The sequence below is a fragment of the Streptomyces sp. NPDC048462 genome (assembly GCF_043200175.1).
In the GTDB taxonomy this organism is placed as follows: Bacteria; Actinomycetota; Actinomycetes; order Streptomycetales; family Streptomycetaceae; genus Streptomyces.
Map to the genome: position 1 here is coordinate 64,210 of NZ_JBICXG010000016.1, position 13,155 is coordinate 77,364.

Annotated in this window: 11 protein-coding genes and 1 pseudogene; 6 read left to right on the forward strand and 6 right to left on the reverse strand. The window is 69.4% G+C overall.

The window, feature by feature from the left end; translation table 11 throughout:
* Positions 1 to 9: 9 nt before the first annotated feature.
* Positions 10 to 705 carry a class F sortase gene (locus tag ACGFU6_RS25110; protein ID WP_362892302.1) on the reverse strand — a complete coding sequence of 232 codons (696 nt, stop codon included), beginning with the start codon at positions 703 to 705 and terminating at the stop codon, positions 10 to 12.
* Entirely contained in the window at positions 702 to 2,375 is a 1,674-nt protein-coding gene (locus ACGFU6_RS25115; RefSeq protein ID WP_393614025.1) for a DUF4331 domain-containing protein, read from the reverse strand. The genes ACGFU6_RS25110 and ACGFU6_RS25115 overlap by 4 nt, the downstream gene beginning before the upstream one ends.
* A gap of 434 nt (positions 2,376 to 2,809) precedes the next feature.
* Here ACGFU6_RS25115 and ACGFU6_RS25120 point away from each other — a divergent pair, with 434 nt between their 5' ends.
* The gene (locus tag ACGFU6_RS25120) at positions 2,810 to 4,462 is read left to right on the forward strand and encodes a nickel/cobalt transporter (protein ID WP_393614027.1); all 1,653 of its coding nucleotides are present in this window, start codon (positions 2,810 to 2,812) and stop codon (positions 4,460 to 4,462) included.
* Positions 4,463 to 4,847: 385 nt separating this feature from the next.
* Here the strand turns inward: ACGFU6_RS25120 and ACGFU6_RS25125 are convergent, their stop codons facing one another.
* A complete protein-coding gene (locus ACGFU6_RS25125; protein ID WP_285567507.1) occupies positions 4,848 to 5,180 on the reverse strand; it encodes a chaplin in 333 nt (110 codons plus the stop codon).
* 443 nt (positions 5,181 to 5,623) lie between these two features.
* Between ACGFU6_RS25125 and ACGFU6_RS25130 the strand changes: the two genes are divergently transcribed.
* Both ACGFU6_RS25130 and ACGFU6_RS25135 read left to right on the forward strand, forming a co-directional pair.
* Positions 5,624 to 5,887: a hypothetical protein gene (locus ACGFU6_RS25130; protein ID WP_393614029.1), complete on the forward strand. Its 264-nt coding sequence runs from the start codon at positions 5,624 to 5,626 to the stop codon at positions 5,885 to 5,887.
* Between the two features lie 269 nt (positions 5,888 to 6,156).
* Positions 6,157 to 6,372, forward strand: a complete 216-nt coding sequence (locus ACGFU6_RS25135; protein ID WP_362892312.1) for a hypothetical protein — start codon at positions 6,157 to 6,159, stop codon at positions 6,370 to 6,372.
* 74 nt (positions 6,373 to 6,446) lie between these two features.
* Here the strand turns inward: ACGFU6_RS25135 and ACGFU6_RS25140 are convergent, their stop codons facing one another.
* The 3 genes and pseudogenes from ACGFU6_RS25140 to ACGFU6_RS25150 all read right to left on the reverse strand — a co-directional run.
* Complete coding sequence (locus tag ACGFU6_RS25140) at positions 6,447 to 7,505, reverse strand: PucR family transcriptional regulator (protein WP_393614031.1); 1,059 nt, start codon at positions 7,503 to 7,505, stop codon at positions 6,447 to 6,449.
* On the reverse strand, positions 7,502 to 8,014 hold the full coding sequence (locus ACGFU6_RS25145) for an STAS domain-containing protein (protein ID WP_393614033.1): 513 nt from the start codon (positions 8,012 to 8,014) through the stop codon (positions 7,502 to 7,504). The genes ACGFU6_RS25140 and ACGFU6_RS25145 overlap by 4 nt, the downstream gene beginning before the upstream one ends.
* A pseudogene (locus ACGFU6_RS25150) lies at positions 8,011 to 8,946 on the reverse strand (Na+/H+ antiporter NhaA); the annotation flags it as partial. The gene ACGFU6_RS25145 and the pseudogene ACGFU6_RS25150, both read right to left, overlap by 4 nt.
* A 175-nt stretch (positions 8,947 to 9,121) precedes the next feature.
* Between ACGFU6_RS25150 and ACGFU6_RS25155 the strand changes: the two are divergent.
* Genes ACGFU6_RS25155 through ACGFU6_RS25165 form a run of 3 tightly spaced genes read left to right on the forward strand, consistent with a single transcriptional unit; the run spans position 9,122 to position 12,857 of the window.
* Positions 9,122 to 9,811: a TnsA-like heteromeric transposase endonuclease subunit gene (locus ACGFU6_RS25155; protein ID WP_358379048.1), complete on the forward strand. Its 690-nt coding sequence runs from the start codon at positions 9,122 to 9,124 to the stop codon at positions 9,809 to 9,811.
* Positions 9,808 to 11,865: a Mu transposase C-terminal domain-containing protein gene (locus ACGFU6_RS25160; RefSeq protein ID WP_393614035.1), complete on the forward strand. Its 2,058-nt coding sequence runs from the start codon at positions 9,808 to 9,810 to the stop codon at positions 11,863 to 11,865. The genes ACGFU6_RS25155 and ACGFU6_RS25160 overlap by 4 nt, the downstream gene beginning before the upstream one ends.
* Complete coding sequence (locus ACGFU6_RS25165; protein WP_358379054.1) at positions 11,862 to 12,857, forward strand: ATP-binding protein; 996 nt, start codon at positions 11,862 to 11,864, stop codon at positions 12,855 to 12,857. The genes ACGFU6_RS25160 and ACGFU6_RS25165 overlap by 4 nt, the downstream gene beginning before the upstream one ends.
* Positions 12,858 to 13,155: the final 298 nt, after the last annotated feature.

The window sequence follows — 13,155 nt, forward strand, 5'->3', positions numbered from 1 at the left end:
GCCCGGTGGTCAGCGGGCAAGGGTGGCGTAAACGACGAGGTTGTCGAGGTACTCGCCCTGCGTCCGGTCGTAGGTGCCGCCGCAGGTGATCAGCCTCAGTGCCGGTGGACCGGTGGTGGCGTAGACCTGGCTGTCGGGGAAGGCGTCCTTCTCGTAACTCCGCAGCGCCCGGACGGTGAAAGCCAGTTCCCTGCCGTTGTCGCTGCGGATGGTTATCCGATCGCCCGGCCGCAGTGAGGACAGTCCGTAGAAGGCTGCTGGTCCGGTGGCGGAGTCGACGTGTCCGACGAAGACCGCCGCACCCGGGTCACCGGGCCGCGGGCCGTCACTCCACCATCCGACTTCCGCGGGATCCCCCGGTGCGGCGAGCCTGCCGTCCTGCTGGACGCGGAGGCCGGTAAGTGGCTTGTCGAGGCCGATCGAGGCTATGCGTATCCGCTGGGGCGGCGCCGCGGGTGCGGTTTCAGTCATGGTGTTGTCCGACCCCGGCTGGACAGGGACCTCTCCTATGTCGATGTCCCTGACAGCGTGGGTCGTCGGATCGAGCAGGACCCAGGTACCGGCGCCGCCGAGCCCGATCCCCGTGGCGACGGCGACCGCTGCGATGATGCGGCGGCGGCGCTTCGGGTGGTGTCCCTGGTCGCGCCGCGGTCGCCCGCCCTCGGAGTCCGAGGGCGGGCGACCTGTGGCGGTGGGGCTGGTCATGCCTGGTTCGCGCGCCGCCGGCGCAGGGCCAGCGCTCCCGCGCAGGCCAGGAGTGCTCCGCCGCCAACTGCGGTGACGGCCGCGACGGGGAATCCGTCGCCGAAGGCGGTGCCGCCGAAGCCCGCTCCGACGCCGCCGTCGGGGTGCAGGGAGTCGGCCTGGTTGACGGCTGCGGTGTTGGGCAGCGCAACGTAGGGAAAGGAGTTCCCGGGCTGACGGTAGGGGGTGTCGACCGCGTCGCCTGCCGCCAGGCCCTTGACGATCTTGCCGGTCTGCGCGGCGCCTTCGAGGGCCTGGAGCTCGATGTCGACGACGTCGTCATTGAGCCGGCGCCCGTTGGGGAAGCCGCCCAGGTCCTGGGCGAGAACACCGAGGCGGTTGGGCTTGGCCGTGACGGGCACGGACATGTTCAGCCGCAGTTCCTCGGCCGGCACGAACGCGGCCTTGTCGACGTCGGCGTTCAGCAGCTGGGAGTTCAGGTCCGCCTTGATCGGGCCACATGCCTTGCAGATACCGGTGAGGAAGATCTCGACCAGATCGTTGCGCGGCGTCGCCGGTGCCGGGATCCCGTAGATGCTCTGGATCAACTTGGGCACGATCGGGTCCTTGACCTTGTCCACCACCGGCGTGACCGAGGCATCCTTGTCAGGGCTCAGCGCGTTGAAGGCGTCCTTGTACTTCAGCGGGACAACCACCTCGTTGACCAGCGGGTTCCCGAGCCGTGAGACCTGGCGCCACTCCGACTCGCTGCCCTGGTCGGGTGCGGTGTCCTTGTCCGGTCCCTTGGCGTCCCCGGCCGAGGACGACTCCCCGCCCTTGTCACCGGCACCGACGACGGCCGCGCCCTTGCGGTCAGTGGTGGACCAGACGCCGATCACGGGGTTGCGGGTGGCGTCGCCCTTGAGGGCCAGATCCTTCTTCGGCACCTGGAGGGCGATGGTGTTGACGTTGTAGCCGGCGAGCGTGTTGTGCCCGGTCTCCTTCAGATTGCCTCCATACAGGAGGTCGAAGATCCGCAGGTCCAGGAAGAACGGGTCGGACGCCTGCCCGGCGAATGTCTGACCGCCGTTCGGCAGGTCCAGTACGGCCTGCTTGCGCAGCGAGGCGTAGTCGGGCATCGACGCGATGCCCACGTTCGACGGTGCCGCCGGGGCGTCCTTGAGGAGCGTCTTGGTGCTGCCGTGCGCGTCGGTCGCCGTCAGGGTGTACGTCTGACGGAAGTTGAGGGTCGGGTCGTCCAGCTTCTTCACGACACCGGTGTTGTAGAGGAACTGGTCGGCGTCGTCCCGGATGTGGTCGGTGAACGCCCAGGTGTAGGTGGTGTCGGGCTTGCCGTCACCGTTCGCGTCGATCTTGATGTTGTAGCGGGCGTCGTTGGCGAACGGGTAGAAGTTCGGTCCGCCGTTGGGCTCCTCGAAAGGAATCCAGTTGGCCACCAACGTCACCGTGTCCGGCTTGTCGGGGCTGGTGAAGGCGTAGACGTCGGTGTTGTCGGCCTTCGGGTCGCCCGAGGTCAGGGGCGCCTCGCGGTGGCTGGAGGCGGAGCTGGTTCCGGGCGCCAGGCCGGTGAGCGCCATGGCGCTGACCAGGGCGAGGGTTCCCGAGGCGGCGAGCGCTCGTTCGAGACTGCGAGCCGGGCGTTTCAATCGTGAGGAGCGGCAGGACTGCATGGGCCATCCGTTTCCGGTGAGAGCCGCGGCCCTCCGGAAGCTGAAGGTAGGCGGCTGGGAGCTGCTCTCGAAGAGCCACCTGGGAGCAAGCCGGGCCCAACCCGGAGGTGAAAACCACGCGGCACACGCCACACAATGTGACTAAGAGCTACATAAAGAGCACCACGCGTGGGAAGCCTGCGCGCGGCGGAAGAGCCGAACGGGGGCTTGGCAGGAGTGTCCTCTGCCCCCGGGCGGAGGGGCGCTGTGAGCCGCGCGGGTGACGAGGCGACCAGGACCGGCACTCACAGAGAACGAACGGGTACCACTGTGGTCCGCCCCCTCGGGCGGACCAAGCCATCAAACTGCAGGCGGCGCCAGCCATCCAGGCGTTCCCCTGCGCCCCCTCGCCGGAGGCGAAACGGATGAATTCCCTGCTCGGAAGCCGTCCTGTGGTGACCGCTCACCGTGTCTTCGCGCAGCGTGTGGCCCTGGTGGCCACCGCCGTGGTCTCGCTGTTCGCCGTGGCCGTACCCACAGCCGAGGCGCATCCCCTCGGTAATTTCTCGATCAACGAGTACGCCGGATTCACCCTCCACCCCGACCACGTCGATGTGCTGACGGTCACCGACACCGCCGAGATCCCCACACTCCAGGCCACACCGGCAATCGACACCGACGGCGACCGTCAGACGAGCAGCAGCGAGCGCAGCACCTGGGCCACCACCCAGTGCGCCGCCACCTCGGCAAAACTCACCGTCACTACCCCGCAGCGCCTGGCCTGGACGACACGGTCGGCAACCTTCCGCCTCCAACCGGGCCAAGGCGGTCTGCGCACCGGGCGACTGGAGTGCCGGCTGCGCGCACCGCTGGACCTGACAGCCGGGGCGGTGACCTTGCGGGTCGACACCGGCGCGGACAAGAAGCGGGTCGGCTGGCACGAGATCACCGCAACGGGCATCGGAACCCGCCTCCAGCACTCCACCGTTCCCCAGACCTCCCCCACCCATGAGCTCCGCAGCTACCCGCGCGACCTTCTCGCCACGCCGCGCGGCGACACCACGGCACAGGTGACAGCCGGCCCGGGTGGCCAGACCGCCGGTACCCCCCTCAGCAACGTCGCAGAGGCGGGAGAAGGAGGCGGCCTCACCGGACGCGTCGAGGCACTGTCGCAGCGCCTCACCTCGATGACCGGAACACGCGACCTCACCCTGCCGATCGGCCTGCTGGCAGTACTGCTCTCGCTCGTGCTGGGCGCAGGTCACGCGCTGCTGCCGGGGCACGGAAAGACCGTGATGGCGGCCTATCTCGCAGGGCGCCGCGGCAACGTGCGCGACGCGGTCACCGTCGGAGCAACCGTGACAGTCACCCACACCGCCGGCGTCATCATCATCGGCCTCTGCCTCACCACCTTCTCCTCCCTGGCCGGCGACACGGTGCTGAACTGGCTCGGCGTCATCAGCGGCGCACTCGTCACCCTCGTCGGCGCCACACTCCTCACCGACGCCACCCGCCGCTCCCGCCACAACACTGCTGCCGCTGTTGCAAGCCCGGCTGAAAAGCCACCCCTCGCAATGGCCGGCGCCGGTGCACATGGCCATGTCTCCGCGACCACCGAGATGCCCCACACGCACGACCACCCGGTCCACACACACGAACCACACGCGAATCCCCACAGCCACGAACACGACCACGAAGAGCCCCACCGCCACGGCCTGTTCGGACACGCCCACCACCACGCGCACCCCCACGCACCCGTCGTAGGCGGCGCACAGCCCTTCACCACGCGCGGACTCATCGGTCTGGGGGTCGCCGGCGGACTGGTGCCCAGTCCTTCCGCGCTCGTCGTGCTTCTCGGTGCCATCGCCCTGGGCCGTACCGGCTTCGGGGCGACACTCGTCCTCGCCTATGGCATCGGGATGGCGGCCACCCTCACAGCCGTCGGGATCCTCCTCGTCAGGCTCGGCAACCGAGCCGAATCCCTCACCTCCCGACCCGCATTCGCACTCATCCGGAGGGTCGCGCCCTACACCGCTCTCCTGACTGCGGCACTCGTCCTCGTCGTCGGACTCAGCCTGATCGTCCGCAGCCTCCCACTGGTCTTGTAACCAGCGGCTATACGCCTGCGGCAGCAACCCGACCCGGCAGACTCCCAGAGGGCATCGACGTGCACCGTCACCCGGCTGGGCAGTCACGAAGCACGACGACCGCCCCCGTCCTGGCTTGGGCGGGGGCGGTCAGGGCGCGCGTCTTGGCCGACTGGTGCCCGGACATGCGCAGCGCGCATGCCGAGGGCTGAATCATGCACGCATGTGATCTCAACCGAACGGGCCGACCCGGAGACACGGGCAGGTATCACTCGCTCACCCGACCGGTGGCAGAGCCCTGCGGAGAGCGCGAGACAAGCGCGGCAAGTGCCCCAAGGCTTGTCTGGGGGGCTTGCCACCGAAGGTTCGACTGCGGACCGACCGTAGCCGAACGACCAGCAGCGTTTCAGCGATGGTTGTACTTGCCGTGCTTCTCGTGCTTCCAGTGCTTCTTGTCGTCGTGCTGCTTGCCACCATCATGGTGCTGCTGACGGCCGTAGCCGCCGTTGACGCAGGTGTTGCCGAAGCTAGGGTTGAGCAGTCCGAGCACGTTGACGGAGTTGCCGCACGCGTTGACCGGAACGCTGATCGGGATCTGCACCACGTTGCCGGACAGCACACCCGGCGAGCCGTAGGCCAGACCCTGCGCGCCCGCGTCGGCACTGGCCACACCGGAACCGGCAAATGCCAGCGCACCGGCGGCCACGGTCAGGACGACCGCGCTTCCAAGCTTGAACATGAAACCTCCACGAGGAACGAATGCCGCCGCAACCAAGACGACGAACTCCGTCCCACCATGCGCGCCCCTCCCCGTACAGATCCCAGGCGCGCCCACACGCCGACCGTGATCCCACGAATGGGTCCCCTTCCAGAAAGAGTTGATCAATGCAGGGCGCCGCAACCCGGATCTCTCAGCCCTGCTAAGGCGAAGGCCGGGATCACGACTGATCGGTAGCCTCTGGGCCGACACAGCATGGTTGAAGCACCTGGCGTGCTCAGTGAGGTCTGAGGGGCCGTGGTACACGACGATAGAAACGCGGAACCGGGCAGGACGAGCGCGCTCGCGATGGTGCGCCGGGCGATAGCCTCGGAGGTGTGAAAGCGGCGACAGACAAGGCACGGGACGGAGCGCCGAACCCACCTACGGGTTCCGCCGACGCAGGCTGTGTGGTTCCTGGCAGGGTGACGGCGCACGTCGATGACCTGCTGGTGCAGATCGCGCACGGCAGCAAAAATGCGCTCGCCGAGCTGTACGACCTGCTCGCACCGCTCCTCCTCGCGCTGCTCCGCTCCCGTGAAGGGTCCATGGAACGCGCCCGCGGCGCGCTGGTCGACGCCTTCGCCCGGATCTGGCGCAGAGCTCCCTCCTATGAACCGGGTCATGGCGGTTTGGAATGGGTCCTCGATCAGGCGACCAATGCCGACGCTCCCGGGCGAGCGACGTGACGGCTTGGACCCGGGAGCGCCGACGGGCACACGCCGATAGGGGTCGTGCCCGGGCGTAGCCGATGAACACCGTCTCGCACACCTGGTCGACGCGCACAACTGACCAGGTTTCCCCACCGACGCGGCTTCAGACGAACTGCGCAGCCAACTCGATCTTCGGCTGATCAGGTGCCCCCTGGGGAGCAGCCGCGCATTTGCCCTTGCCTAGGGCGGTCGGCCGCCAAGCTTGAAATGGGACTGGTCGCTACATATGGCCGGGAGGGAGATCCTTGGATCGTCGTATCGCTATCACCCTCGCCTGCATCGTCCCAGGCACGCTCCGTGACCCTCCGGGCGGCTACGCCCTCGCCGGGAAGGCGTTCAGCCACCCCGATGCCGAGATCAGTCGCTTCGAGTATGGCGAGCACGCCGAACAATGGGGCCGCAGTTACGAACTATGCATGCTGAAACAGCTCGGATTGGCTGGCCCCACCGCTGAACGGTGAGGGAAGCGGCACCGGAATTCGTGCGCGCCACTGTCCTCGCTGCCGATCGAGCCTGCTGCTTCGATTGTCTGCGGTCAGAGGCTCTGCGTGGGCCAGTTGAGCAGTCTGGCTCCGATGACGGCGGTCTGGAGGGTGTACCGGTTGCGGGGGTGCGTGGGGTCGGATCCGGTCAGTTGGTGGATGCGTTCGAGCCGGTAAGTGAGGGCGCGGACGCTGAGGGAGAGCTGGCGGGCTGTCTCAGTGGCGTTGCACCCCGTGTCGAAGTAGGTGGTGAGGGTGGTGAGGGAGGATTCGGGGCTGCTTCGAGCCTGGAGGAGAGGGCCGAGGGTGGTGCGTACGAGGTCGGCCATGGCCTGACGGTCTCGTGTCAGGACGGGGTAGACGAGGAGGTCGGCTGCGTGGAGCACAGGGGCGTCCATGGCGAGGCGGACTGCGATGTCGAGAGTGTTGAGGGCTTCTTCGTAGGAGTGGACGACGCCACCGGCTCCACGGTGACTACGGCCTATGGCGGTCTGGCCGCCGTCGGTCGCGGCATGGGCCTGTTTCGCGAAGTACGTCAGGACATCCTGCTGATCACCTGGGGCGATACAGATGAGCCTGCCCTCCTTCGTGGTGAGGAGGATCTGTCGCTCCCCGAACCGTCCTATGACCGCGCGCTCCACCCGTCGCGGAACATCGTCGCCTTCGGCGTACGAATCGGGGCCCTGGGCAGCTGCGACGGCGTGGGCGTACGAAAGCCGGAGCCCGAAACGCTCGGCGCGTTCGGCCAGGCGGCCCAGATTGCTTCGGCCGTGGAGAAGGTCGTCGATGAACTCGCGGCGAGCGGCTTCCTGCTGTCGGACAGCGAAATGCTGCGCGTGGTCGTAGCCCTCGGCCATCGCGTCGATGGCCTGGGCCGCTACGGCCATGACGTCTGCAGGTGTGGCGGGTGGTCCGGGCCAGGACGACTGGGTGATCTGGAGATGCTGCGCCACGAGTTGGCGCAATGTGGTTCCCTCTGTGGCTGCCTGCTCGCCGAAGCCGCGCAGGGTGTCCAGCTCGGTACGGGAGAGGCGCCGGCCTGTGGTCGCGGCATCGGCAAGGAGGGCGGCGTAGCCGGCGAGGTGCCGGGAGTGCGGGTTTCGGGCTGTCACCGGCGGTCCTGGTATGTGTCTGCGTCGGGGGCGTGGGTGTAGCGGAAAAACCGGTCCAGGCCCATGCCGTGCAGGGTGGTCCGGACACGCCGGTTGGCGCCGGTGACACGAACACGGACGCCCCGTTCGGCGGCTGCTCGCAGGCCGGTGAAGAGGACCTGGGTGGTGTCCTTGCCAAGGGTGCTGACTTTGGAGAGGTCGATTTCCAGGACACTGGGGAGTTCGTCGAGTGCCTCGGTGAGACGTCTGGCCGCCTTGTCTGCGCTCGCCGGGGTGAGGTCATCGCTCAGGCGCACGACAGCGCGTCCCTCGCCGAAGCGCATGCCCGGGCTGATGTGGCTGGCGTGGGCCCACAACGCACGCAGGGCCAGGCGCAGCGCAGCGGCGGCGGCGACCAGGCAGGCGAACTGCAGCCAGTACGGTTCGGTGACAATGCCGGCCCAGACGGCGGCTCCTGTCACCGTGAGCCAGACAGCTGCGTTCAGTACCCGCTCGCGTCGGGCGTTCATGCGGCACCTCGCTCGTTCCGTTGGTAGATGTCGGGGACACCGTCCGCGTCGTCGTCGCGGTCCTCTTCTTGGCACAGGCGCCGGTAGATGCGGTCGCGGCGCTTGAGGAGGACGGCGGCGACCGTCGCGGCAGTGACGGATGCGACGAGGACGGCCGCCTTGATGTGGTCGGCCTGGGCCGGGTCGGGGAACGACAGTTCGCCGATGAGCAGCGCGACCGTGAATCCGATGCCGGCCAGGACGGAAAGGCCCAGGACATCCGCCCATGCCAGGTCCGGGTTGAGCTGTGCCCGGGTGAAGCGGGCTGTGAAGTAGGTGCCGGCGAAGATCCCGATCGCCTTGCCCACCACCAGGCCGGCCACCACGCCAAGGGGCTCCGGCCGGGTGAACACCGCGCCCAGCGCCTCCGGGGAGACGCTCACGCCCGCGGCGAACAGAGCGAACAACGGCACCGCGACACCCGCGGAAAATGGACGCAGACGATGAGCGGTGCGATCACCGGGAGAGACCTTTTCCGAACGGCGGCCGGGGCCCCGGACGCCGTCCGGAGTCGTACGCAGGATCAGGCCCATTGCCACCCCGGCGACCGTGGCGTGTATGCCGCCGTTGTACATCAGCACCCACGCGGCCACGCCCAGCGCCACGTACCACCACCAGCCTCGCACCCTCATGCGCTGCAACAGCCAGAACAGGACGAGGCAAGCAACCGCGCCGCCCAGTGCCAGCAGGTTCAGGTCGCTGGTGAAGAAGACGGCGATGATCAGAATGGCACCCAGGTCGTCCACGACCGCCAGCGTGAGCAGAAACGCGCGCAGCGCGGAGGGGAGGCTGGTGCTCAGCACCGCGAGTACGGCCAGCGCGAACGCGATGTCGGTGGCCATCGGCACAGCCCAGGCGGTCGGTGAGCCACCACCGGCGGACGAGACGACGGCGCAGATGTCCTCCGACAACGAATCTTGTTCGATTGCCACCGAAGTCTGACGAACCGTACTTTTCTGTCATCGAAGCTTGAGCACTCGGAACGATCGCTGGTCTGGGGGCGTGGTGGGGGCACCTGAGCGTGCGTACGGGGATGCAGCGTTAGCGGCCTTCGAGCTGGACTTTTCTGTGTCGGGTGAGCGGGTGCGGGTGACGCTGGCCGAGGGGTGGAGTGCGCGGTTCGAGGAGGCCGAGCCGGTTCGTGGCTTCCGGTGGGACAAGGGTGCCCGGGGCTTCGCGGGCTGGTACTACGCCGTCACCGCGGCGGACTTGATCGGGTTCGAGTCCTGGCTGGAGCGGGACCGGCTGATCCTGCTGGACCGGGATCCGGATGTCGTGGGGGTGGCCTCGCAGCCGTTCTGGCTGCACTGGCACGACGGACAGCGTGCGCGCCGGCACGCGCCGGACTACTTCGTACGCCTCGCGGACGGGCGGGCTCGTGTGGTCGACGTCCGGGCTGGCGACCAGATCGACGAGGCGTCCGCGGAGGCCTTCGCGGCGACGGAGCGGGCCTGCCGGGCGGTGGGCTGGGAGTTCGTACGGGTGGGGGTGCCCGATCCGGTGCTGATGGCGAACGTGCGGTGGCTGGTGCGCTACCGCCGGGCCCGGTCCGCCCGCCGGCCGGACGTCGTGGACGGCCTGTTGGAGCTGTTCGCCGAGCCGGGCCCGCTGCGGGCCGGGGCGGTGCGGGTGGGCGATCCGCTGCTGGTGCTGCCGCACCTGTTCCATCTGCTGTGGTCCGGCGTCTTGACGGCGGACCTGGGCGGGGAACTGCTGCACAGCGGGACCGTGATCTGGGCGAGGGGGACGAGCTGGTGACGTATCTGCAGCGGCCGGCCGCGATCGAGGCCGGCGCCTGGGTGCGGGCCTCGGGGCAGGTCCGGGCGGTGGTGGCGGTCTCGGCGACGTCGGTGACGCTGACCGGCGAGGGGGAAGCGGAGCTGCTGGTGGTCGGGACGGGCGAGCTGCTGGCCGCGGAGGACTTCGCGGTGATCGGCAGCCCGGTGCGGATGCCACTGCCGGCCGCGTCGCTGCTGGAGACGCTGCCGCAGGAGGCGAGGCAGAAGGCTCTTTGGTGGGAGGGGCACATTCTCGAGGTGCTGCACGGCCTGCCGCCGGGCGCGGGCCCGGGCGCCGAGCGCCGGCCCGAGTACGGTCCGGGCCGGTCGTTGACGGTCCGCGAGCGGGCGAAGGCCGCCGAGCTGACCGCGGCGGGCCACCCGGCCGCGGCGAGCACGGTCGCCCTCAAGCGGCGCCGCTACCAGGCCCAGGGCGTGATGGGGCTGGCCGATCACCGGCCGGTCCGCAAGAAGCCGGCGTTCGGGGCGGTGGACGACCGAGTCGTGGCGGCGATGCGGCAGGCGATCGTCGAGGCCGTCGACGCCTCCACCCGCAGGGGCACGTTCATCATCTGGCGGACCGGCGAGCTGCTGCGGCAGACGCCCGAGGGCCGGGCGGTGAAGCTGCCCTCGGAGCGGACCCTCTACCGGCTGCTGGCCAAGCTCACCGACGGCACCCACACCTTCGGCTCGGCCGTCACCCGGCGTTCGCGCGCCCACGGGGCGGTGGGGCCGTTCGGCGAGCGGACGGTCTTCGCGCCGGGCGAGATCATGCAGATCGACTCCACCCCGCTCGACGTCCTGGTCCTGCTGGACAGCGGGGTGACCGGGAAGGTCGATCTCACCGGCATGATCGACGTCGCGACGAGGACGCTGACCGCGGCGGTGCTGCGGCCGACCACGAAGTCGGTCGACGCGAGCGTGCTGCTGGCCCGCACGGTCACCCCCGAGCCCATGCGGCCGGGCTGGGCGGACGCGTTGGCGATGTCCCGCTCGGTGCTGCCGCACCGTCGGCTCCTTCAGCTCGACGAACGCCTGGCGTACGCCGCCGCCCGGCCGGTGATCGTGCCGGAGACGATCGTCTGCGACCACGGGAAGGTCTTCGTCTCCCGCAACTTCCAGTCCTCCTGCCGGTTCCTGCAGATCGAGTTCCAGCCCACGCACAAGGGCTCGCCCTTCGAGAAGGGCCACATCGAGAAGATGCTCGGCTCGGTGGCCACCTTGTTCGCCCAGTTCGTGGCCGGCTACACCGGCCGCAGCACCGACCACCGCGGCCGTCACCTGGAGCGCGAGCGACTGTGGTCCCTGTTGGAACTGCAGGAGTTGCTGGACGAGTGGATCGTCGCCGCGTGGCAGAACCGTCCGCACGACGGCCTGCGGGATCCCGCGCACCCCGGCCGGGCATTCACCCCGAACGAGAAGTACGCCGCCCTCATCGAGGCATGCGGCTACGTCCCGGTCGCGCTGAGCGGCGACGACTACGTCGAGCTGCTGCCCGCCCTCTGGCGGGTCGTCAACGACTACGGCATCCGGATCAAGAACCGGATCTACGACAGCGAGGAGTTGGGCCCGATGCGGCGCCAGCACTCGGGGGTCCAGGCCAAGCGCGGGCTCTGGGAGGTCCACCACGACCCCTACGACGTCTCCCGCATCTGGGTACGCGACCACCTCGGTGACGGCGGGTGGGTGTCGGCCACCTGGAAGTACCTGAAGCGGGTTCCGGTGCCGTTCGGGGACCTGGCCTGGGACCACGTCGCCCGGCAGCTGCCCGAGGCGACGGAGGAGGAACTCGCCGACGCCGTCTCCGCCCTGCTGACCCGCGCGCACGGCGGCCCGCCCGGCGAGCCAGGCCGCCAGCCGAGCCGGCGCGAGCAGCGGGTGGCGGCCCGCACCAAGAACACCGGCCCTTCCATCCCGGCCCCGGCAGCCGAGCCTGCCGAACCGGTCACCGAGCCGGAAGAACGGGAGTCCCTGGCCGAAGTGATTCCGCTGGGGCTGTTCGACCCGCTCGAAGACCCCTGGAGGCGGAAGTGAGCGAGCCGGAGGAGCCGGGACAGCACCTGACCACCCTCGAAGGCTGGCTCCGGTTCACCGACCGCCCTCCCGAGGCTCCGCCGTTGCTCTCCCCGGAACAGTACGCCGCCCTGCCCGCGGCGAAGCGGACGGCCTACGACGAGGACCGGCTCGACTACCACACCCGCCTGCTGGTGGTCCGCACCTCCACCGTCCAGCACACCGTCGCCACCGGCCGACGCCTCGTCCTGCTCAACCGGCACGCGATCAGCGCCCGCCGCGGGCTGATCGTCTCCGGCCCGGCCGGCACCGGCAAGACGATCGCCATCACCCAGCTCGGCCTGGCCCACGAACTCCTGGACCGCTCACGCCATCCCGACGACCTGGGCCGCATCCCAGTCGTCTACATCACCGTCCCACCCGCCGCCACACCCCGCATGATCGCGGCGGAGTTCGCCCGCTTCCTCGGCCTGCCGGTGACCCCCCGGTTCAACATCACCGACATCATCGAAGCCGTCGTCGGCGTCTGCACCGACGCCCGCACCGGCCTGGTCCTCGTCGACGAGCTCCACAACATCTCGCTGACCAGCCGCAACGGCGCCGAGGTCGCCGACACCCTCAAGTACTTCTCCGAGCGCATCCCCGCGACGTTCGTCTACGCCGGCATCAACGTCGAGCGACTCCTGGCCGGCGTCCGCGGTGAACAGATCGCCGGCCGCTTCACCCTCATCCGCACCCACCCCTTCCCCTACGGACCCGAGTGGAAGGGCCTGGTCAGGACCCTGGAAGGCACGCTGGTCCTGCTCAAGCACGAACCGTTCAGCCTGATCAGCCTCGACCGCTTCCTCCACGAACGCTGCGGCGGCATGATCGGCTCCCTCTCCCACCAGATCCGCGGCGCCGCGATCGACGCGATCCTCACCGGCACCGAGGAACTCACCAAGTACGGCCTGGAGGACGTTCCGCTCGACCTCGCCGCCTCGCCCAAGCCCCGCAGGCGGACCACCCGGTGACCCCCGACATGGAACCGGACCCCACCGTCACCCGCCTCCCGCGCCAAGTGCGGCCCCTGGACCGCGAAGGCGTCGAAGCCTTCATCGTCCGGCTCGCCCAAGCCAACCACCTCCAGCCCGCCTACCTGCGGGACTACCTCTGCCCGCCGCCCCACCACCGCGGGAAACCGAGCTGGGGCCGGCTCGCCGCAGCAACCGGCCGTCACCCCGCCGCCCTCCGAGAAGCCCTCGAAGGCCCGGCAACCCGATGCGCCGAGTGCGACGCCCCCCTCCCCCCGAAGGGCACCGCCGGCGGAAG

Coding starts and splice junctions, on each gene's coding strand:
- ACGFU6_RS25115 (WP_393614025.1), bottom strand. CDS start 2,375: ATGCAGTCCTGCCGCTCCTCACGATTGAAACGCCCGGCTCGCAGTCTC.
- ACGFU6_RS25125 (WP_285567507.1), bottom strand. CDS start 5,180: ATGTTCAAGCTTGGAAGCGCGGTCGTCCTGACCGTGGCCGCCGGTGCG.
- ACGFU6_RS25145 (WP_393614033.1), bottom strand. CDS start 8,014: ATGAACGCCCGACGCGAGCGGGTACTGAACGCAGCTGTCTGGCTCACG.
- ACGFU6_RS25110 (WP_362892302.1), bottom strand. CDS start 705: ATGACCAGCCCCACCGCCACAGGTCGCCCGCCCTCGGACTCCGAGGGC.